Here is a 20396-nt window from a genome sequence, read left to right on the forward strand (position 1 = left end):
CGCCTCGCCCGCGTGATGAGAGGAAGCTACACTGGATTGCGGACAGATTCGGTCCGCAAGGAGAGCCGCCTCGGGTACCCGGTGCACGCGGCCACGTCGGCGCGGGTACCAGCTCGGCGCCGGGAAGGAGCTGCCGCCGCTGCCGCTCGATCTCGATGACGACGAGGCGGGCGCGGTCGCCGTGGGGCTGCGCGCCGCGGCGACCGGACCCGTGAGGCAGCTCATCGAGCTCCTCGGCCGCCTGGCCGACCGCCTCGGCGGGCCGCGACGAGTTCATGCTAGCGTTCAGGAATGACGGTGGAAGTCACCAAGCCGCGGCCGGAGCGCGAGGAGACGGACGAGAGCCTGCGCCTCGAACGGGACGCCACCGACCGAGCGCTGGCTGAGCGGCGGGCGCTCATCGAGGCGAAGTCCGACGCGGCGGTCACCCGCGCCCGGGAGGACGCCGACGCGGCGCTGAGCGCCGCGCGCGAGAACGCGGACCAGCGAGCGCAGGAGCCCCACCGCCCCGGTCAGGCGAGCGAGGCCGTGGCCGAGGAACGATCGCTCGAGGACGTCCGCGTCCGCGACGAGCGGGCCCTCGCGGACGAGAACCTCCGCCGCGAGCGCGCCGCGCACGCCCGTGTCCTCTCGAGGCTGTTGCCGCTGGAGAGGGACAAGACCGACAGGCACCTGCTGACCGAGCGCGCCCGCTCCGACGACGCCGTCTCGCATCGGGACGACTTCCTGGGCATCGTCAGCCACGACCTGAGAAACCTGCTCAGCGGCATCGTCCTGAGCCTGGATCTGCTCTCCCCGGATACCCCGGCGCAGGATGAGGAGAGCGAGGCCGCGGTGGCAGCGAAGCGGATCCGACGCTACGCCGCCCGGATGAGCAGGCTCATCGACGACCTGGTGGACGTCGCGAGCATCGAGTCCGGCAAGCTCGCCACCAACCTGGGCCGAGGCGACGCGAGCGCGCTGCTCGCCGACGCGGTGGACATGTTCCAGCCCATGGCGTCCGACCGGGGAATCACCATGGAGCTCAACGTCGCCGAGCGCCCCCTGCCGACGGACTTCGACGCCGAGCGGGTGCTCCAGGTGCTCTCCAACCTCCTCATGAACTCGATCAAGTTCACCTCATCGGGAGGGAGGATCCGCGTCCGCGGCGAGCGCGCCGAGGGCGAGCTCCTCGTCTCGGTGAGCGATACGGGCCCTGGCATACCGGTGGACATGCTGGAGCTCGTCTTCGAGCGGTTCTGGCAGGTCGGCAAGAAAGATCGGAGGGGTTTGGGGCTCGGTCTCTACATCTGCAAGAGCATCGTCGAGGCGCACGGCGGCAGGATCTGGGTCGAGAGCCGGATGGGCGAGGGCAGCACGTTTTATTTCACGATCCCGGGCAGATCCGGCTCGCCAGACAAGCGCGCGGCGGAGGTCTGAGCGCGCCTCCTGCGGTCTTCCGCGCAGCGTGCCCCCGGCGCCGCGCGCCGCCGGGGCGCCCGGCTCGACCGCCCCGGCGGCGCGCGGCGCGCGCCGGGGCGTCAGCGCCCGTGAGCAGGTCGCGGCGTCAGGTCCAGTTGCAGAACTCGAGCGAGTCAAAGTCCGAGGCGGCCTGGACTTCGACTTCCGAGCAGTCCACCGGCTCGTACGAGTCGAACCCTTCCGCCGCGGGGACGCACTTGCCGCAGCCGAACCCGTCCGGGAAGCTCCCGGACCAGCCGAGGCCCGGCCTGGAGGGGTCGCGCCAGATGATCGCGTGTTGCGAGCTCGCGCCGAGGACGGCGGCCTCGATGACCTCCTCGTCGAGCACGCCCTCGGTCACGCCGGAGCCGGGCTCGAGGAGGAAGACGACGCCGACGCCGACACCGTAGCTGTTGATCGCCTCGCTCGGCGGCGCCGACCCGAAGCCGACGGTGAACTTCACGCCGGAGACGCTCCCCTCGCCGAAGCTGAAAGCATAGTCGGGGCTGCCTGAGCTCACCACCCAGGCGACGATCACCTCGGCGTCGTCCGGAACGGCGTCTCCGGAGATCGGTCCCGTGACCGAGAATCCCTCTGTCCCGCCGCCGCTTCCGCCATCGCCGGTGCTGCCGCCATCGCCGGTGCTGCCGCCGTCGCCGGTGCCGCCGCCGTCGCCGGTGCTGCCGCCCGTAACGCTGCTGCTGCTGGTGCTGCTGCCTCCCTGCGCGTCGTCATCCGAGCACGCAGGCAAGGCCAACATCATTCCCATCAATCCTGCAAACAACCATCGTGTTGTCTTCATGGACCGTGATGAACCACATCCCGCTCTGACCCGCAAAGCGGATCTCGATCACGCGCAGCGCAGAATCCTGCTCTCTCGCCAGATGCGAAATCGCGTTCACCCCACGAAACAACTCACATTCACCACATGAGGCGAGATCGCGCTCCGCCACACGAACTCGCGTTCACTCGACAGGATGAACCCCCGTTCACTCCATGAGGCAAATTGTCTCTACCAAGCGAGCTCACCCGCGACACGACGTCACATTCAGCCGTGAAGCGAGCTCGCGTTCACTCGACAGGATGAACTCCCGTTCACGCAGGACGCGAAACCCCGCTCACCCGCGGCGCGGGCGCCCGCTCACTCGGAGAGCGCCGTCGCCATCGTCGCGTCGAGCCCGGCGCCCCGGCCCTCGACGAGGCGCGCCTCGTGCGCGGCGTCCCCCAGCGCCGAGCGCGCGGCCTCGAGGCACGCGGCGAGCGCCGGCCGCTCGATCGGCGGCACCGGCGTGCCGATGGCCTCGCGGAGCGCCGCCGCGCCGCCGAGCAGGCGGGCGCCCCGCGCCGGCTTCCCCGCCCACACCGCGGCGCGCGCGAGCGCCTCGAGGACGCTCGCCGACCGCCAGAGATCGCCGAGCTCCCGGTGCAGCCGGAGGCTCGCGCGGAGGCGCCGCCCCGCCAGCGCCAGATCGCCGCGCTCGATCGCGACGAGCCCGAGGATGTTGCTCGTCCAGGCGATCCCCTCCTTGAACTTCACCTGCTGCGACAGGCCCTCGCTCTCCTCGCAGAGGCGGGCGGCCTCGTCGAGCTCGCCCCGGTAGAACGCGGCGCAGCCGAGGTTGAGCAGCGCCGTCGCGGTCCCCTCGCGATCGCCGGCGCGGCCGAGCTCCGCGAGCGCGAGGCGGCACGCGGTCTCCGCGCGGGCGACGTCGCCCGACAGCCACGCCGCGAAGCCCGTGTAGCCGAGCGCGTGCGCCGCCTCGAGCGTGTCGCCGCGGCGCGTGGCCAGCGCGAGGCTCTCGCCGTGCAGCGAGAGCGCGCGCTCGTAGTCGCCCTGCTCGCGCGCGACGCTGCCGAGGATCTGGATCACCGAGGCGAGCCCGCGCTCGTCGCCGAGCCCGCGGTAGAGCGCCGCGCCCCGCTCGAGCAGCGCGCGCGCCTCGCGGTAGTCGCACTGGAGCAGCGCGAGCTTGCCGGCGCCCCGGAGCGCCGCGGCCACGTGCTCGGGCGCCACGCCGCCGGCCCCCGCGAGCGCGCGCGCGAGCCACGCGCGGCCCTCCTGGTAATGGCCGTGGATGTACCAGAACCACGCCAGCGCGGCGGCGAGGCGGACCGCGACGCCCGCGTCGGCCTCGCCGCCCGAGAGCGCGAGCTCGAGGGCGAGGCGGAGGTTCGCGTGCTCCAGGTCGAGCTCCGCGAGCCACGCGGCCTGCTCGGGCCCGCGCAGCGCCTCGGCCGCGCGCTCGGCGAGCTCCAGCGACAGCTCCACGAAGCGCCGGTTGCACGCCGCGGCGGCGCCCTCCTCCTCGAGCCGCTCGAGGCCGTACTCGCGCAGGATCGCGAGCATCTGGAACCGGGGCTCCTCGCCCGCGACCGGGAGCAGCAGGCTCTTGTCGACCAGCGACTCGAGGATCCCGAGCGTGTCGAGCGCCGGGTCGCGGAAGGCGCACATCCGGTCCGCCGTGGCCAGCGAGAAGCCGCCCGGGAACACCGCGAGCGTGCGGAACACGAGCTGCTCCTCCGGCTCGAGCAGGCCGTAGCTCCAGTCGATGGCGGCGCGCATGGTCTGCTGCCGCTCGGGCAGATCGCGCGCGCCGCCCGTGAGCAGGCGGAACGAGCCCGCGGGCGCCGAGGCGCGCCCGGCCGCGCTGCGGTCGCCGAAGCGCGCGAGCAGCGCCGCGGGGGTGAGCACCCGCAGGCGCGAAGCGGCGAGCTCGATCGCGAGCGGCAGGCCATCGAGGCGCGCGCAGATTTCCACGACGTCGGCGACGTTGGCCGGGCCGAGCTGGAAGCCGGGCTTGATCGCCGAGGCCCGGCGGCAGAACAGGCTCACCGCCGAGCTCGCCAGCGCGGCCTCGACCGTCACCTCGCGCGGCTCCGGCAGCTCCAGGGGCGGCACGACGTAGCGCCGCTCGCCCGAGAGGTTCAGGGCCGCGCGGCTCGTGACGAGCAGCGACAGGCGCGGGCAGCTCGCGGCGAGGTGCGCGACGACCGGCGCCGCGGCGGTCAGGTGCTCGAGGTTGTCCAGCACGAGCAAGAGGCGGCGCTCGCGGAGGAACTGAGCCACGCGCTCCAGATCCGGCCGCGCGCCGCCCTCGCCCAGGCAGAGCGCCTGCGCGATCGCCGAGGGCACGAGCGCCGGCTCGCGCAGCGACGCGAGGGGCACGAAGCAGACGCCGCCGGAGAACACCGGGACGAGATCCTCCGCGACCTGGAGCGCGAGCCGGGTCTTGCCGGTGCCGCCGACGCCGGTGAGCGTGAGCAGGCCGGCCCTCGGGTCGAGCAGGAGCGCGGCGACCTCGGCGCGCTCGCGGGCGCGGCCCACGAACGCCGTGCGCTGGACCGGCAGGTTGTGGCGCGGCCGCTCGGGCTCCGGCGAGGCGTTCAGGCCGAGCGGCGGCGAGGCGTTCAGATCGAGCGGCGGCCAGGCGCCGGGGTCCGTAGAGCGGACGCCGGGGTCCGTAGAGCGGGCGCCGGGGTCCGTAGAGCGGGCGCCGGGGTCGGTCGAGCGGGCGCCGGGATCGCGGAGGTCGCCGCCGAGGGCCGCATGGTGCGCCTGCGGCGATCGCTGCGAGGGGGCCTCGACCGTGCCCGCGAGCTCGATGGTGTCGGTGCTGAGCATGTCCGCCTGCAGGCGGCCTCGGCTCGACCCCGGCCCCTCGGCGCCGGGCAGCTCGGCGGGCGCGCAGTACCCCTCGAGCGCCGCCCGCAGCGCGAGGCTCTGCTGGTGCACCGAGGGGAAGCGCCGGGCCGGATCGCGGTCGCACGACCGCAGGAACCACGCGTCGAACGCGGGCGGGAGCCACCGCCAGCGCGTCGACGGCGGGTAGAGCCGCATGACCAGGAGCGCCGCCATCAGCTCGGCCATGCTGTTCGCGGTCCAGTAGATGTCGCCGGTCAGGAGCCGCACGGCGATGAGCCCGATCGCCCACACGTCCACCGGCGGGCCGATCTGGTCCGAGCGCCCGCGCGCCTGCTCGGGGGCCATGTAGATGGGCGTGCCCACGGCCGTGCCGGTCGCGGTGAGCCCGCCCGAGCTGCCGAGCGTGCCGGGGTCGAGCTCCTTCACCAGCCCGAGGTCGAGGATCTTCACGCGCTCCCGCCCGTCGTCGCCGGTCGCGAGGAAGAGGTTCGCGGGCTTGAGATCGCGGTGGAACAGGCTCTGCGCGTGCGCCACCTCGAGCGCCTCGGCGACCTCGCCGAGCCAGCGCTGCACCTCGCCGGGCGAGCGCTTGCCCTGCGTGGTGACGAGGTGCTCGAGGTCGTGGCCCCGGAGCAGCTCCATCACCAGGAAGGGGGAGTCGTCGAGCTCGCGCGCGACGCCGGCGTCGAGCATGCGCACGAACCCGGGCGCGTCGAGGCGCCTCATCGCCCGGATCTCCCGTTCGAAGCGGGCGGCCGTCGCGCCGCCCCGGTGCGCCCGGAGCAGCACCTTCACGGCGACAGGGCCGCCGCCGTCGAGGTCGTCGGCCATGTAGACCACGCCCGCCCCGCCCCGGCCGATCTCGCTGGCGAGACGGTAGCGGCCACCGAGGACGATCGGGCGATCTTGGGGAAGCATGGGGCGATCGCGTTCGGGACGACCTCGGGAGGAGCCGCGGCCTCAGCAGCTTACCACAGGGCGCCCACGCGCCGCCCTCGGCCGCTCGCGTTCTGTGGTGATGTGTTCGCCGGAGGAGAGGTCATGTCCGTGACACTGAAGAACAAGGTCGCGCTCGTCGTGGGCGGCAGCTCGGGGATCGGGCGCGCGGCGGCGCTCGCGCTCGCGGCGGCGGGCGCGAAGGTGGTCGTCGCCGCGCGGCGCGAGGCGGAGTGCCGCGCGGTCGCCAGCGAGGCGACGGACCTCGGCGGCGAGGCCATCCCCCGGTCGCCGTGATCCAGCGCGACGCGCTCGTTCCAGGGTGGCTCCTTTCACGGCAATTTCTTCCCCTTTCCCTGGAGGACATGGAAAGGTTCGCAACATCCGATGCGGGAGGCTCGCCGGGACGGCCACGCTCGCCGTGGTCGGCAAAACAAAGTACTCCCGGCGTACGCGCAGCGGCATGTTGAAGCCGAAGGAATGACGACACAGAACCGCTCTCCCGATCTGCCGCTTCTCATGCCCCTGGAGGACCTGGAGCGGCGGCTCACCGGTTTGCGGCGCTTCCTTCTGCCCGACGCGTTGCCGTTCGTCGCTCCGCCGTCGGACAGCGAGACGCATCCAGAGCGCCTCCTCGCGGAGAGCTTGAGCAGGGGGAAGGCCGCCGTGCTGCTGCTCGTCGGGCCCGCAGGGATCGGCAAGACGCGAACGCTGATCGAGGTCGCACGTCGCGCGAAGATCGGCGGCGTGGCCGAGCGCTTCGTCCCTCCGGGCATCCCGGATGACGCGCTCGCCGAGGCGGTGCTGGGGCACGACAGCGACACGCTGCTCATCTTCGATGACCTGGAGCGCTTGCCGAACGACCTCCCGGCGCTGGTGCCCTGGCTCGCCGCGCTCGCCGCGCGGCGCGGCAGGCGCATCGTGTTCCTCGCATCGGCACGCGCGCCGGATGCGGTCGATCGCGGAGCCGGCGTCCCGCCGATCTTCGATGTAATCACGCTGCACCGAGGTGACGTACAGGAGCGGCAGCTGACCGCGAGCATGCCGGCAAAGGTCGCGCCGCGTGCGACGGAGCAGCTCGGCGAAGCGGCGGTCCTGCAGCTCGCTGGAGAAGAGCCAGCCGTCGCGCTCGCCGTCCTGCATGCGCTCGAGCAGCGAGCCCTCGCGGGGACGCTGGCCGAGCACACGCCGGGCGCTACCGTGCCCGGCGACCTGCGGGCCCTCCTCCGGGACCAGCTCGCCGAGGCCGATCTCGCGCCCGGCTCGCTCGCGGCGCTCGACAACGGAGCGATCACGCCCGGCGTGGTCGCCGCGGCTGCACTGCTGGCTTCGGCGCCGTTGGGCGAAGAGGAGCTGATCGAGGTCGCGCGTGAGGTGATCACCGCCTGGCCGGGCGCTCGGATGAGCTCGCCGCAGGTAGGGCTCATCGGACGCCGCGTCGTGCATGCGCTGCAGCAGCTCGGCTGGCTCACCGCCGAGCACGACGAGGAGCCTGAGCCCGCGCTCGATGTGCTCGCCGAGGAGCTCCTGGTGCAGGTCCTCCGGACCCCCGAGGGGGCGCTGCGCGAGGCGGTACTCACCAGCGTTCTCACCCCAGCCAGGCGCTCGCCGCGATCGCTGCGAGGCCTGAGCCGAGCGCTGACGCGACTGGTCCGCTCGCAGGCAGGCAGGTTTGAAGCCGGTCTGATCCAGGCGACGGAGCGATGGCTCACGGCGATGGCGCCGGCGATCGGAGCCATGCTCAGGGGGGCCGAGCCCGAGCAGGCGGAAGACGCATTGGTGGCTCTCTTCACCGATCCGCTGTGGGAGCACAGCTCGAGCGCCAGCTGGGACCGCCTGGCACTGCCGTGGCTATCGCTGTACGCCACGCGGCCGCTGGCGCTGGTACCGCTCTTGAGAAGGCTCGAACAGGCAGAGGAGCTGGACGACAAGCTGCTCGATCTCGCGCGGCTCTGGCTGGACGACAACGGATGGATCGACGAGGCCGCGTGGCTTTTCCGGGGGACGCTGTCGCGCAAGGACCTGGACCGGCAAACTGTCGAATATCTCTCCCAAGCCGCGTTGAGCTGGCTGGATCAACACGACGCCTCGGAAGCCCGCCCCGTCATCGAGGTCTTGCTCGCCCGACGTGATCTGCCCGCTGACATCGCCGCGCGCACGGCGGAGGCGGCGTTCGCCTGGCTGGCTCGTCATGGCGCTGCAGAGGACGCCGCCGCGATGGTGGCGACGCTCGTCGGCCGCCCCGATCTCGACGCGGAGAGCGCCAGACGGGCAACGGACGTCGCACTGGGGTGGCTCGACGGGCAGCTGGGGGTGGCACAGGCGGGCGACATCCTGTCGGCCCTCCTGCAGCGCTCCGATCTCTCGGCCGGAGACGCCGCACGAGCAGTCGAGACGGCGTTCACCTGGCTGGGCCAGCGGTCAGATACCCCGCAAGCGCTCCTGGTTCTGAACGCGCTCCTTCGGCGAAACGACCTCGAGACCGAGTCCAGGGAGCGCGCGCTCGAGCTCGCCTTCACGGCGATCGAACGTCACGGCAGCGCAGACGAGGCGCGCCTTCTCCTGCAATTTCTCGTCTCCGCCGAGAACCTTGACCCCGCGCGGAGACAACACGCCGTGGAAGCCGCATTGTCGTGGCTTGTCAACCGCACGGCGAAGCCTTCCTGTCGCCCGCTCCTGGAGGCGCTCCTCAAGCGTCGCGACCTCTCCCCTCACGCCGTCGACCAGGCGGTCGAGGCAGCGCTGTCCGCCCTTTCACATCAGGCGGTGGAGCGTTCGACCTCGCGTCTCCTCTCCGCGCTCCTCGAACGGCCAGACATCTCGCCTGCTCGCGCCGCAAGGGGGGTCGAGCTGGCCTTTTCCTGGTTATCCCGTCACGGCGGCGCTTCTCCCGCGGACCACGTGCTCCTCGGCTGGGTGCTTACACGCCAGGATCTTGCGCCGAGAGACGCCACCCGTGCGGTCACGTTGGCGCTCGCCGCGCTCACCCGCCATAGCTCTGCTGATGCGGCCTGGCGCGCCATCCTGGCACCCTTGCTGGCCAGACGTGACCTGGATGCCGAGAGTGCACCGCTGGCCACACGAAGTGGTTTGCAGTGGGCGCGTAGTTACCTCCAGGAACCTTCCGCCTGGCAGGTCCTCGCCCCCTTGCTGGCGCGTCCCGATCTCGACGCGACCAGCGCCGCCGAGGCGATCGACCTCTCCTTGTCCTGGCTTGAGGAGCACGGCAGCGGCCCGACGGCGTGGCGCGTGCTCGCTCCGCTCCTGGGGCGCGCCGATCCCGACCCAGGGAGGCTCGCGGCCAGCGTTGCGAGGGCCGTGGGGTGGCTCTCTCAGCATGGGCAGAGCGCGGATGCGCGGAGGCTGCTCTTCCCGCTCTTGCGTCCAGGCAGCGTGTATGAAGCGGCGGGGCCGGAAGACGCCGCGCTCATCGTCCGACACGCGCTCTCCTGGCTCTCCGTGTTTGCGGACCAGCGATGGGCCATCACGGTCGTTTATACGCTTCTTCTGCGGGACGATCTGACCGCCGCGGACGAAGCGCAAGCCCACGAGGCGGCGCGCCGCTGGCTCGCGAAGCACGGCACCCTCCCGGACGAGCTCGCGGGTACGGCCCAGGAGGACCGTACCCCGCCGGACAAGTCCACCTTGCTCGAGGCGCTCACGGAGGCCGTAAAACATCTACCTGAGCAGGAGCCGCTCGGTAACGTGAGACCGACGCCGGACAGCCCGGCGGCGAGCGAGATGCTGCTTCTGCAGTTCGTCGTCGAGAACTTCCTCTCCTTCCGGGGCAAGGCGGTGCTCAGCTTGGTCGCGGTGGACGGAGTACCCCACGCCGAGAACCAGGTCGCACGTCTGGACGCAGGTCAGCGCGTCCTCAAGTGCGCGGCGATCTACGGCGCCAACGCCTCGGGGAAGTCGAACTTGGTCAAGGCGCTCCAGTTCGCCCAGCACCTCGTCGTCAAGGGCACGAAGAGCGGTGAGCCGACCGGCGTCACGCCGTTCAAGCTGGGCGAGCAGGCGAACGCGCCGAGCCGCTTCGAGTTCGAGCTCGGGATGGCCGGCCGGCGCTACTCCTACGGGTTCGTCGCTTCCCCTCGGGCCATCTTGTCCGAGTGGTTGTTCGAGCACGACGGCGCGCAAGAGCGGCGGGTTTTCGAGCGCTCTTACGATGAATCCCGCTCGGGGCGGCCACGGATCGAGCTCGGCGACGCGCTCCTGAACGACTCCGGGCGCCGTCAGTTTCTCGGGTTCGTGGCCGAGGGGACTCGCGACAACCAGCTCTTCTTGACGGAGGCGAGCGAGCGAAACGTCCTCGAGCTCGCTCACGTCACGCGGTGGTTCCGGACCGGGATCCATGTCGTCCTCCCCGACTCCACCTTCGCGGATCTCGCGACGCGCGTCGCGCAGGAACCTTCATTCAAGGCGTTCATCGAGAGCTTCTTGAGCGGAGCAGATACAGGTGTCGCGAGCCTCGACGTCGAGCCGGTCGCCTCGTCGACGGGCGCCGTCGAGCACAGGATTCACCTGGTGCACCCCGGCGCCGCCGGCCGGCGGGTCGCCTTCCCCCTCGAAGAGGAATCCGATGGGACGAGGCGGCTTCTCCATATCGCACCGTTCGTGTATGAGATAGGGCAGCAGCGCGGCGCCGCGGCGCGAGTCTACGCGATCGACGAGCTGGACCGCAGCCTTCACCCGCTGCTCACCCGTGCCTTCATCCAGTCCTTTCTTTCGGTCGCTCCGGCGGCGGGGTTCGGGCAGCTGATCTTCACCACCCACGACACGAACCTGCTCGACGTACGCCTGCTCAGCCGAGACTCGATCTGGTTCGTCCAGAAAGACGCCGCGGGCGCATCGAGCCTCTATGCGCTCTCGGAGTTCAAGGGCGCGCAGCTGGAGCAGCTCGCCGGCCATCTGGAGCAGGGATATCTCCAGGGCCGCTTCGGGGCCATCCCGTTCTTCGGTGATCCTCGCCGGCTCGGCTGGATGAAGGTCGAGACCGATTGATGGTGGGCCAGAGGTATTCCCGCACCGGCTTGCTCGACAGGAGCGTGCAGCAGCGCGACGCGCGGCTCTTCATCCTGGCCACGGAGGGAGCGGTCACCGAGCCGCAGTATTTCAGGGGCCTGCAGGAGCGGGGCGTCGTCGATCGGCTCCGGGTCAAGATAGAGGTCATCCCGACACCTCTCGATGCAGGCACTTCCGCGCCGCGCCACGTCCTCGAGCGGCTGTCGGAGATCGCCTCGCAGTACAACCTGATCGCGGACGACGAACTGTGGCTGATCATCGACGCGGACCGCGTCTGGGAGCGACACCTGCCGCAGGTGACTCGGGAAGCTTTTCAGAAAGGCTTCTTCGTGGCGGTGAGCCGGCCATGCTTCGAGCTCTGGCTGTTGCTGCATGTGAGCGACGACGTGTCCTCGATAAGCACGTGCGCTGACTGCTCGCGGGCGCTGCGAATGCAGCTCGGCCGATACAACAAGTCCAACCTGGACATGGACCATTTTCCCCGTTCTGCCGTCCTCGACGCGATCCGCCGCGCAAGCGCGCTCGATCCTGGTGGGGACCGATGGCCCCAATCCATCGGGTCCCACGTCTACCAGCTGGCGTCGCGATTGATCGGCGCCGCTGGCAGCTGAAGGAGGAGAGGTCATGTCCGTGACACTGAAGAACAAGGTCGCGCTCGTCGTGGGCGGCAGCTCGGGGATCGGGCGCGCGGCGGCGCTCGCGCTCGCGGCGGCGGGCGCGAAGGTGGTCGTCGCCGCGCGGCGCGAGGCGGAGTGCCGCGCGGTCGCCAGCGAGGCGACGGACCTCGGCGGCGAGGCCACGTCCGCGCGCGTCGACGTCACGAGCGCCGACGAGGTGCAGGCCCTCGTCGCGGCGACCGTGGAGCGCTGGGGCCGGCTCGACTGCGCGGTCAACTCGGCGGGCATCAGCGAGGATTTCGTGCCGATCACCGACGCCGACGACGCCGTGTTCGACCGGATGATGGGCGTGAACTGCAAGGGCACGTTCCTCTGCATGAAGCACGAGATCCGGCAGATGCTGCGGCAGGGCGGCGGCGGGAGCGTGGTCAACCTGTCCTCGGTGCTGGGCCACACCGGCACGCCGACCGGCTCGATCTACGTGGCCACGAAGCACGCGATCGAGGGGCTCACGAAGTCGGCCGCGCTCTGCTACGCGGCGCAGGGGATCCGCGTGAACGCCGTCGCGCCCACGGTCGTCGCGGGCACGCCCATGGTCGACCACGTGATGGCGAACCATCCGGGGCTGATGGACCCCTACATCGCAGCCATCCCGGTGGGCCGCCCGGCCCGGGTCGACGAGGTCGCGCGGGTGATCGCCTGGCTCTGCTCGGACGACGCGTCGTTCGTGAACGGGCACTCCCTACCGGTCGACGGCGGGCAGCTGGCGCGGTAGCCCGGGCGCGGCGCGTCGCCGGTCAGCCCTTGCCGTCGCGCGCGTCACCGGTGCGCCCCGCCAGGCTGCGGATGGTGGCCGCCAGCTCCCGCGGCTCGATCGGCTTGGCGAGGTGCACCTGATAGCCCGCGAGCATCGCCTTGGTCCGATCCTCGGAGCGCGCGAAGGCCGTGAGCGCGATCGCCGGGACCTTGCCGCCCTCGGACGGCGGCAGGCTGCGGACCTCGCGCATGAACTGATAGCCATCCTTCCCGGGCATCCCGATGTCGCTCACCACCACGTCGGGGTGCGTGGTCCTCACGAGCTCGAACCCCTCGGTCGCCGACGACGCCGTGACGACGTCCGCCTTGCTCCGGGCGAGCACCCATTTCAACAGCTCTCGCGCGTCCGGCTCGTCCTCGACCACGAGGACCTTGATCCCCGCGAGGGCGATCTCGCCTTGCCGCGGCGGGACGGCCTTCGCGCTGGTCGGGTGCTCGCGCTCGGGCGCCTCGCGGACGACCTGCAGCGGCAGGCACACGACGAACGTGGAGCCCTGCCCCGCCCCCGAGCTCTCGGCGTGGACGGTCCCGCCGTGGAGCTCGACCAGCTGCTTCACGATCGACAGCCCGAGGCCGAGGCCGCCGAACCTCCGCGTGGTCGACGAGTCGGCCTGCCGGAAGCGCTCGAAGATCTGCGACAGAAACTCGGGGGCGATGCCCACCCCCGAGTCGTGCACCGTGATCTCGATGTGGGAGCTCACCCGCTCGAGCAGCACGTCGATCTTGCCGCCCCTCGGCGTGAACTTCACGGCGTTCGAGAGGAGGTTCCAGACCACCTGCTGCAGCCGGTTCGGGTCCCCGGACACGGGCCCGGCCAGCGGGTCGATGATCTTGCGGAGGCGGATGCCCTTCGCCTCCACGGACGGGCGCACCGAGTCCACCGCGGCGTCCACGACCGCCGCGAGGTCGGCGCGCTGCACGTCGAGCCGGACCTTGCCCGAGATGATCCGGTTCATGTCGAGCAGATCCTCGATGAGCTGCGCCTGCGCGCGGGCGTTGCGGGCGATCGTCTCGAGGCCCTGCCGCAGCTCCGCCTCGTCGCTGCTCTGCTCGAGCAGGAGCTCGGACCAGCCGAGGATGGCGTTGAGCGGGGTCCTCAGCTCGTGGGACAGGGTCGCGAGGAACTCGTCCTTCATGACGCTGACGCGCTCCAGCTCGGCGCGGGAAGCCCGCTCTGTCTCGAGCAGCCGCGCCCGCTCGTCGGCGGCGCGCTTCACGTGCTCGTACAGCCGCGCGTTGTCGATCGCCACCGAGGCCTGCGCGGCGACCCCCAGGATCAGGCGCTCGGTCCGCTCGGTGAAGACGGCGGTCTGGCTGTGGCCGAAGAACAGCCCGCCGATCGGCTCGCCGGCGCGCGAGGCGACCGGGACCGCGAGGTAGCTCCTGACCGGCAGGTGCCCCGGCGGCATCCCGTGATGGGGCGCCATCTTCCCGTAGCGCGGGTCGAAGAGGACGTCATCGCAGCGGATCGGCCCCTCGCCGCGGAACGTGGGGCCGAACAGCTCGGTCGCGCGCGGGTACCCGAAGCGCTCGAACGCCTCCCGCGGGGCCCCCGACAGGGTGTAGAGCTCGAAGGCGTCGCCCTTCGCGTCCCGCACGCTGTAGAAGAAGGCGCCGAACTCCGCGCCGCTGAGCTGCGTCGTGGCGTCGGTGATCGACTGCAGCAACGCCTGCACGTCCAGCGTCGAGGCGATGGCGTCCCCGGTCCGGTTCAGCAGCTCGAGGACCCGCGTCTCGTCCTCCAGCGCCTCCTCGGCGCGCCGTCGCTCGGTGATGTCGCGCAGGATCCAGACGCGGCCGACGTCGCGCTCGTCGACCGTCTGGACCTTGGAGAACCGCTCGAGCACCCGCCCGTCCGCGAGCTCCAGGAGGTCGTAGCTCTCCCGGGGCCCCGTCCGCTGGATCTCGTCCACGCGCGCGAGGAAGCGCCCCGGGTCCTTGAAATGCCGCGAGATCAGCTCGAGGACGGGCTGGTGCTGCCGCGACTCGAGCGCCTCCCGGGGCAGCCGCCAGAGCAGCACGAGCTTCTCGTTGAAGTCCGCCACGTTGCCGGCCCGGTCGACGACGAGGATCCCGTCGGTGGTGGACTCGAGCGTGGCGCGCATCATCGCGAGGGACCGGGCGAGCTCCGCGGTCCTCGCCTCGAGCGCCTCCTTGGTGCGAAGGAGCTCCTGCTCGGCGCGCTGGCGGGCGGCGAGGATGCTCTGCGCGTTCTGCAGGGCGACAGAGCGCAGGAGCTGTTCTTCTTCGTGTTCCTGATCAGCCATCATCGACTCCGAGGATCTGCGCCGCGAGGCCGGTGCCGATTACGCGCGATCGGATCTTCGCGAAGGCCGTGTCCCGGCTGGTGGAGGTGTCGTCGCTGAAGGGCGAGAAGCCACAGTCGTCGGTGGTGCCGAGCTGGGCGACAGGGATATAGGCGGCGGCCTCCAGGACGCGATCCCGCACCTCCTCGGGCGTCTCGATGCGCGGATCGATCGGCGAGACGACCCCGACGAAGACCCGGCAGTCCGGCCTGAGGTGCTCGCGGATGACCTTCAAGATCCGGGGCCTATCCCGCTCTCCCGCCAGCGCGATGTAGAAGCTCCCGACGTTCAGCTGGAACAAGCTGGGCAGGAGCTCGGCATAATCGACGTCGGCGCTGTGCGTCGAGTCGCGGTCGCCCCCGGGGCAGGTGTGGACGCCGAGGCGCGCGCGCTCCGCGACGGAGAAGCGCGACAGGGCGAGGTTGTTGAGGTCGATGAAGCTGGTCAGGAGGTCGCCGGTCGGATCGACCTTGATCGCCAGGCGCCCCTCGGTGAAGTCGATCTGGACCTTGTGGGCGCCCCTCTCCAGGCAGCCGCGGACCTCGGCCTCGTGCTCGGTGAGCAGGTCGTCGATGAACTGGTCGCGCGAGTAGCCCTGGATGCCCTCGGCGGGGTAGAGCAGGCTCAGCGCCGAGGGAGAGATGACCGCCTGCTTGAGCGGGACGCGCGCGTACCGCTGGGCGATCTCGAGGTAGCAGCTCGCGCGCACCCGGTACCTGAAGGGCCCCCTGATGAGCCGCGGCATCCGGCGGACGTGCCCCGCCGTGAAGGGGATCTTGAAGCCGTCAGGCGCCATGTTCGGCAGCCCGTGGACACAGTAAGTCCAGAAATTATGATATTTCCGCTGCTCGCCGTCGGTGATCACCGGCGAGCCCGTGGCCTCGAAGCGCTCGACGGTGTCCTTGATGGCCTCATCGTAGAGCGCGTCCAGGGCCGGCTCCATGTGGTCTCGCGTGGAGGTCGCCTCGATCAGTGCCTCGGGCCTGGGGATGCTGCCGATGGGCTCGGTCGGAATGCTCATCGAGGTGGTTCTCCCTGTCGTGTGACCGTCCGGCGAACCTCGGCCGCGCAAGCCAGTGTGGCCCTCGTTGGGCCGTTGTTTGAGCTCAAGCTAGTAGCACGGTCGTCGTGGCGTCGTTACCCCGGCGTGCGGCGAGCTCGCGCCGCCGGCGAGCGCGGCGTGACGCGGGCGCCGCGTGACGCGAGCGCAGGCGGCGGGAGGTCGCGCCGCGGTCGCGACCCCGGCGGGAGCGCCGCGCGCGCGGGAGCGCCTCGCGCGCCCGCGCCGCTCGAGGCGCTCCCGCGCGGCGACCGATACGGGTATGCTCGAGGAAGCGTGAAGCGCGGAGGGACAGCGCCGAGCGCCGGCTCCGGGATCGCGCTCCAGCGTGGCGTGCGGCCCTGGAGGCGGCGATCGCGGCCTCCAGGGCCGCCCTCGCTGCTCGCCGGAAGAGAGCTCCATGACCCGCACCGTTGACGAGAGCGACGTGTTCCTCATCCCGATGCCCGGCAAGCGCGTGGCGCGCGTCCCCATCGCTGTCCTCGAGCGCTACCTCGACGAGGCGACGCGCGTCGCGCACGACCCGGACGAGCCGGAGGGCGACGTGACCGCGCACTCGGTGTCCGTCGACCCGGCGACGGGCGCGAGCGTCTGGCACACCGAGTGGGAGCTCGGCCCGTGCGACTACACGGACGAGAGCGGGTTTCCCCAGCGCGCCTACGCGTGGCACCGCCACCCGCTCGGGACCGAGTACACCGAGATCTACCAGAAGTGAGCGCCCCTCGACCGGCCGTGCATCCGGCCCCGCGCGCGCTTCACGCGCCGCGCGCGCCTCGCCTCCGCCGCCGACCCGGAGCGGAGGCCGCCGCGGCGGCGCTCCTCGTCGGCGCGCTCCCGCTCGCCGCCGCCTGCATCGAGCGCGGGTACCCGCTCGCCGCGAGCGGGCAGGTCGACCTGCGCGCCGACGTCGCAGGGCCGCTGTTCGCGGCCGACACGCTCGACGAGGCGGGCAGGCCGGTGCTGCCCCGCCAGAGCCCCTGGCGCACCGACGTCTCGCTCAAGCTCACCGAGGCGAACGAGCCGGCCTACGGCGCCTACGTCGAGGTCCGCGTGGTCCCGAGCGAGGCGCTCGCGCTGCGCCCGGCCGAAGGCGAGCCGGGCGACGGGGCCTCGTGCGCGGTGAAGGACGGCGCGTTCCGCTGCACGGCGGGCACGCAGGGCTACGCCCGCCTCACCGCCGCCTCCGAGGGCGACTGGTCCGGCGAGGCGCGGCTCGTCGTCGCCTGGGCCGACCGCACCGAGGAGCTCCCGATCACGGTGCTCCCCGCGGGCCTGCCGGAGGACGCCACCAACTTCGCGCTCATCGCGGGGGGCCTCGGCGAGAGCGCTCGGGTGCTCGCGACGTACCTGCCGCTCACGTGCACGATCGGCCCCCTCCCCGACGACCTCGGCGCCACCTGGCGGCCGGGCGCGATCCGGGCGCGCGAGGCCCGCGTCCGCGCGTCGCCCCCCCAGAACGCGCCGGGCGTGGTGGAGCACGCCCCGGTGATCATCGAGTCGCTGCACAGCGAGGCCGCCCTGTCGATCACCCCCGACTGCCGCGAGCGGGCCACGCGCCTGCGCGTGCTGCTCGGCGCGACCGGGGAGAGCCCGCCCTTCACGCTGTGCTTCAGCGATCTCGGCGGCGAGGTGACGCTCGCGGTGAGCTCGGGGCAGAAGGCGATCGAGCCGGGCCCGTCGCTCACGGTCGACCCCGAGCCGCGCCTGCTCCGCGTGCGCGCCCTCCGGAGCGTCGTGACCGCGGGGACGCCGGGAGACCTCTTCGAGGTGAGCGCTTACAACGCCGAGCGCGTGCGCATCGCCGTCCCGGTCGACCTCGCCGTCGGCGACGATCAGGTGATCGCGCTCGGCGAGGCGTCCGTGACCCTGCGCGGCGAGGACAGCGAGGCGACGATCATCCAGGGCGTCGCGATCGCGCCGGGGACGACGGAGCTCCGGGTGACGCCGCGCCTGCTCGCGAGCCCGGAATGCACCTCCGAGCCCATCACCGTCGTGGTGGCGCCGGAGCCGGAGCCGGAGGAGCCGGAGCCGGAGGAGCCGGAGCCGGAGGAGCCGGAGCCGGAGCCGGGACCAGAGCCAGCGCCGGCGTCGCGCGAGGAGGGCTCGCCGTGAGCGCGCGCAGGTCCGCGATGTTCCTGTCGGCCGTCGCGCTGGCGGCCGCGCTCGCGGCGCCCGCGGCGGCGCCGGCGCAGGACGAGCCCGAGACGGACGCCGAGGCGGACGAGGAGGCCGCGCCCGCGGCGGCGCCGGCCGGGGCGCGGAGCGCGACCGGCGCGCCGCCGATGGCCGTCCCCGCCGACTTCGGCGGCAGCTTGCAGGTCGTGCGCGCCCCGGCGGGCACGGCGGGCGCCGCGGCGGCGTCGGGCGGGGGCCCGGAGATCTTCCCGGACGCGCGCCGCGTCTGGATGAGCGTCCGCGACACCGATCCGGTCCCGATCGAGGCCGCGCGCCGGGGCGGCCGCTGGCTGTGCAGCGGCGGCGGCTGCGCCGCGCAGACCGGCGATCCCGGGCAGAGCCCGATCGGCGACCAGATCCTGCGCTCGATCAAGCTCCAGACGCCGACGCTGCCCCTCCCGCTCACGGTCTGGGGGCGGCTCAGCGAGGACGGCCAGCGCCTGCTCGACTTCGATCCGGTGCTCCTCGGCCGCCGCTCGTACCGCCACGTCTGCGCGTACCGGCCTGTCGCGCCGGTCGCTGACGCCGCGAGGTTCCCCGCCGGCGCGCCGGGCGTCGCGGCCGCGTCGCCGCGCGACCACGCGGACCGCGCGGACGTGTGCCGCGACGGCCGGCCCGAGCCGCCGCCGCCCGACGCGGGCGAGCTCACGCTGGGCATGCAGTGGCCGAAGCAGTCCGAGATGGCCGACTTCCACTACCTCGCCATCGTCGACAGCTGCGGCAACGCCCGGGTGCAGCCGTTCCAGCGCACGTTCACCGTGCCCGTCCTCGAGGTCGCCTCGGGCGGCTGCGGGCGCCCCGACGGCAAGGTGCTGCGCGTCTTCCCGGGCGGCGGCTGGCTCCGCGTCACCGCGTTCAACCTCCACGAGCCCGCGGCCGGCAACGTGGTCAACGCGACGTACCGGGTCACGATCCCGCCGCTCGAGAACCTGGTCGAGTCGAACCCCGCGCGGCTCCTCTTCCCCGATCCGCTCGCGGACGACTTGAAGGTCGACTGCGGCCCCACGCCGATCGCGCCCCGCGCGGACCCCGGGAGCGCCCCGCCGCCGGGGAGCGCGCGCCCGCCCGGGCCCACGGGGCCTGCCGCGGCCCCGCCAGGGGGGCGCGCGCCGCCTCGCGCCGCGACAGGGCAGCCCCGGGGCGGCGCCGGCACGCCCCCCGCAGGCGCCCGCCAGGGGCCGACCGCGGCGGCGCCGGCGGCGGCGCCGGGCGGCCCGAGGCCCCCGCCCCAGGCCGGCCTGGCGCCCGGCGCCGACCCGTCGCGCCCTGGGCCGCAGCCGCTCGCGCACGGGGCGGTCGTCATCTCGCCGGCGCCGCTCAGGCTGGGCAACTGCCGGATCCGGCTCACGGGCCAGACGAAGCACCGGCTCGTCGCGCCGCTCGCGCTCCACGTCTCGCTGACGCGCACCGACCAGCTGCGGGGCGGCGCGCCGATCGAGCTCCTGCAGGACGGCACCTGGATCGTCACGCCGAGCAGCGCGGAGTTCCCTCTCCCGCCGCTCGCCGAGGACTTCGACGGCGACGCGCGGCTCCGGCTGGCCGTCTACAGCGACCCGCTGAGCCCGCAGGGCAAGGTGGTGCTCCTGTCCGACGCGGGGCGCGTCGCGAGCTCGCTGCGCTCGAGCGATCCCGGCGAGCCGGAGCGCGCCCGGCGGCTCGTCGGCTCGGTGGCGATCCACTCGGTCCCGCTGTGCGGGGAGGATAACTTCGAGACGCTCGAGGCCGCGGGGAGCTGCTTCCGCACCTACCTGACCGTCCCGGCGATGCTCGCGACGCTGCAGATCACCCGCGCGCCGTGGGTGGAGAAGCCGCTCGTCACGCGGAGCGTGCTCAGCGCCGTCGGCGTGGCGCTCGCGATCGACCGCTACGATCCGGTGGAGCGCCGGGCCTTCCCTGTCGCGGCGCAGCTCGGCGGCTTCGTGCAGACGCTCGGCGAGGGCAGGGTCGGCCTGCTCGGCTATGTCGGCATCGCGCCGACGGTCCCGATCCTCGGCTCGGGCGGCAACACCACGTCGTTCGGCTTCCTGGCGGGGATCGGGCTGGAGTACATCACCAACGAGGCGGGGCCGGACGAGGGGCTGAAGCCGGCCGCGTTCCTCTCCGCGGTCGTGCAGGTCGGCCAGGCCGCCCCTCAGGTCTCGACGAGCCGGAGCGCGAGCTTCGGCACGTACGCGGGCGACTGAGCGCCCGCGAGATCAGCACTCAGGCCGCTCGAGTCTCTGGGCTCCCCTTCTCCATCGCCCGTCCCCCCTCTTCCATCGTTCGTCTTCCCTCTCCCATCTTCCCTCTCCCGTCTTCCCTCTCCCGTCCTCGTCCCCCGTGCGCGTCTTTCGTGCGCGTGCGCGTGCGCGACACATATCCTTCCGATTACGCGCACG

At 72.4% G+C, this 20396-nt stretch carries 13 protein-coding genes; 8 read left to right on the forward strand and 5 right to left on the reverse strand.

Annotation, left to right across the window (positions count from 1 at the left end):
• Positions 1-297 precede the first annotated feature (297 nt).
• Positions 298-1419, forward strand: coding sequence for an ATP-binding protein (locus WME89_RS34110; RefSeq protein WP_438003826.1), 1122 nt, complete (start codon positions 298-300; stop codon positions 1417-1419).
• 127 nt (positions 1420-1546) lie between these two features.
• On the opposite strand, the gene WME89_RS34115 is transcribed toward WME89_RS34110, so the two are convergent.
• The 3 genes from WME89_RS34115 to WME89_RS34125 all read right to left on the reverse strand — a co-directional run bounded on the left by WME89_RS34115 (position 1547) and on the right by WME89_RS34125 (position 6001).
• Complete coding sequence (locus WME89_RS34115; protein WP_438003827.1) at positions 1547-2209, reverse strand: hypothetical protein; 663 nt, start codon at positions 2207-2209, stop codon at positions 1547-1549.
• Positions 2172-2393: a hypothetical protein gene (locus WME89_RS34120; protein WP_438003828.1), complete on the reverse strand. Its 222-nt coding sequence runs from the start codon at positions 2391-2393 to the stop codon at positions 2172-2174. The genes WME89_RS34115 and WME89_RS34120 overlap by 38 nt, the downstream gene beginning before the upstream one ends.
• Positions 2394-2581: 188 nt before the next feature.
• The gene (locus tag WME89_RS34125) at positions 2582-6001 is read right to left on the reverse strand and encodes a protein kinase domain-containing protein (RefSeq protein WP_438003829.1); all 3420 of its coding nucleotides are present in this window, start codon (positions 5999-6001) and stop codon (positions 2582-2584) included.
• A gap of 123 nt (positions 6002-6124) precedes the next feature.
• Here WME89_RS34125 and WME89_RS34130 point away from each other — a divergent pair, with 123 nt between their 5' ends.
• The 4 genes from WME89_RS34130 to WME89_RS34145 all read left to right on the forward strand — a co-directional run bounded on the left by WME89_RS34130 (position 6125) and on the right by WME89_RS34145 (position 12436).
• Positions 6125-6316, forward strand: a complete 192-nt coding sequence (locus tag WME89_RS34130; RefSeq protein WP_438003830.1) for an SDR family NAD(P)-dependent oxidoreductase — start codon at positions 6125-6127, stop codon at positions 6314-6316.
• Between the two features lie 183 nt (positions 6317-6499).
• Positions 6500-11023, forward strand: coding sequence for an AAA family ATPase (locus tag WME89_RS34135; protein ID WP_438003831.1), 4524 nt, complete (start codon positions 6500-6502; stop codon positions 11021-11023).
• Between the two features lie 29 nt (positions 11024-11052).
• Positions 11053-11655 carry an RloB family protein gene (locus WME89_RS34140; RefSeq protein ID WP_438003832.1) on the forward strand — a complete coding sequence of 201 codons (603 nt, stop codon included), beginning with the start codon at positions 11053-11055 and terminating at the stop codon, positions 11653-11655.
• A 13-nt stretch (positions 11656-11668) separates the two neighbouring features.
• Positions 11669-12436 carry a glucose 1-dehydrogenase gene (locus tag WME89_RS34145; RefSeq protein ID WP_438003833.1) on the forward strand — a complete coding sequence of 256 codons (768 nt, stop codon included), beginning with the start codon at positions 11669-11671 and terminating at the stop codon, positions 12434-12436.
• A 22-nt stretch (positions 12437-12458) separates the two neighbouring features.
• Here the strand turns inward: WME89_RS34145 and WME89_RS34150 are convergent, their stop codons facing one another.
• Both WME89_RS34150 and WME89_RS34155 read right to left on the reverse strand, forming a co-directional pair.
• Positions 12459-14744, reverse strand: coding sequence for an ATP-binding protein (locus WME89_RS34150; protein WP_438003834.1), 2286 nt, complete (start codon positions 14742-14744; stop codon positions 12459-12461).
• Complete coding sequence (locus tag WME89_RS34155; protein ID WP_438003835.1) at positions 14737-15804, reverse strand: cobalamin-independent methionine synthase II family protein; 1068 nt, start codon at positions 15802-15804, stop codon at positions 14737-14739. The genes WME89_RS34150 and WME89_RS34155 overlap by 8 nt, the downstream gene beginning before the upstream one ends.
• Positions 15805-16243: 439 nt before the next feature.
• On the opposite strand from WME89_RS34155, the gene WME89_RS34160 reads away from it, so the two are divergent.
• Genes WME89_RS34160 through WME89_RS34170 form a run of 3 tightly spaced genes read left to right on the forward strand, consistent with a single transcriptional unit; the run spans position 16244 to position 20201 of the window.
• A complete protein-coding gene (locus WME89_RS34160) occupies positions 16244-16558 on the forward strand; it encodes a hypothetical protein (RefSeq protein WP_437661250.1) in 315 nt (104 codons plus the stop codon).
• Complete coding sequence (locus WME89_RS34165) at positions 16555-17955, forward strand: hypothetical protein (protein WP_438003836.1); 1401 nt, start codon at positions 16555-16557, stop codon at positions 17953-17955. Before WME89_RS34160 ends, WME89_RS34165 begins: the two co-directional genes overlap by 4 nt.
• Entirely contained in the window at positions 17952-20201 is a 2250-nt protein-coding gene (locus WME89_RS34170) for a hypothetical protein (RefSeq protein ID WP_438003837.1), read from the forward strand. The genes WME89_RS34165 and WME89_RS34170 overlap by 4 nt, the downstream gene beginning before the upstream one ends.
• The last annotated feature ends 195 nt before the right edge of the window (positions 20202-20396 follow it).

Origin of the sequence: Sorangium sp. So ce321 (assembly GCF_051530195.1) — a bacterium.
GTDB lineage: Bacteria > Myxococcota_A > Polyangia > Polyangiales > Polyangiaceae > Sorangium.

Coding starts and splice junctions, on each gene's coding strand:
- WME89_RS34115 (WP_438003827.1), bottom strand. CDS start 2,209: ATGGGAATGATGTTGGCCTTGCCTGCGTGCTCGGATGACGACGCGCAG.
- WME89_RS34155 (WP_438003835.1), bottom strand. CDS start 15,804: ATGAGCATTCCGACCGAGCCCATCGGCAGCATCCCCAGGCCCGAGGCA.
- WME89_RS34160 (WP_437661250.1), top strand. CDS start 16,244: ATGACCCGCACCGTTGACGAGAGCGACGTGTTCCTCATCCCGATGCCC.
- WME89_RS34135 (WP_438003831.1), top strand. CDS start 6,500: ATGACGACACAGAACCGCTCTCCCGATCTGCCGCTTCTCATGCCCCTG.
- WME89_RS34125 (WP_438003829.1), bottom strand. CDS start 6,001: ATGCTTCCCCAAGATCGCCCGATCGTCCTCGGTGGCCGCTACCGTCTC.
- WME89_RS34130 (WP_438003830.1), top strand. CDS start 6,125: ATGTCCGTGACACTGAAGAACAAGGTCGCGCTCGTCGTGGGCGGCAGC.
- WME89_RS34145 (WP_438003833.1), top strand. CDS start 11,669: ATGTCCGTGACACTGAAGAACAAGGTCGCGCTCGTCGTGGGCGGCAGC.
- WME89_RS34150 (WP_438003834.1), bottom strand. CDS start 14,744: ATGGCTGATCAGGAACACGAAGAAGAACAGCTCCTGCGCTCTGTCGCC.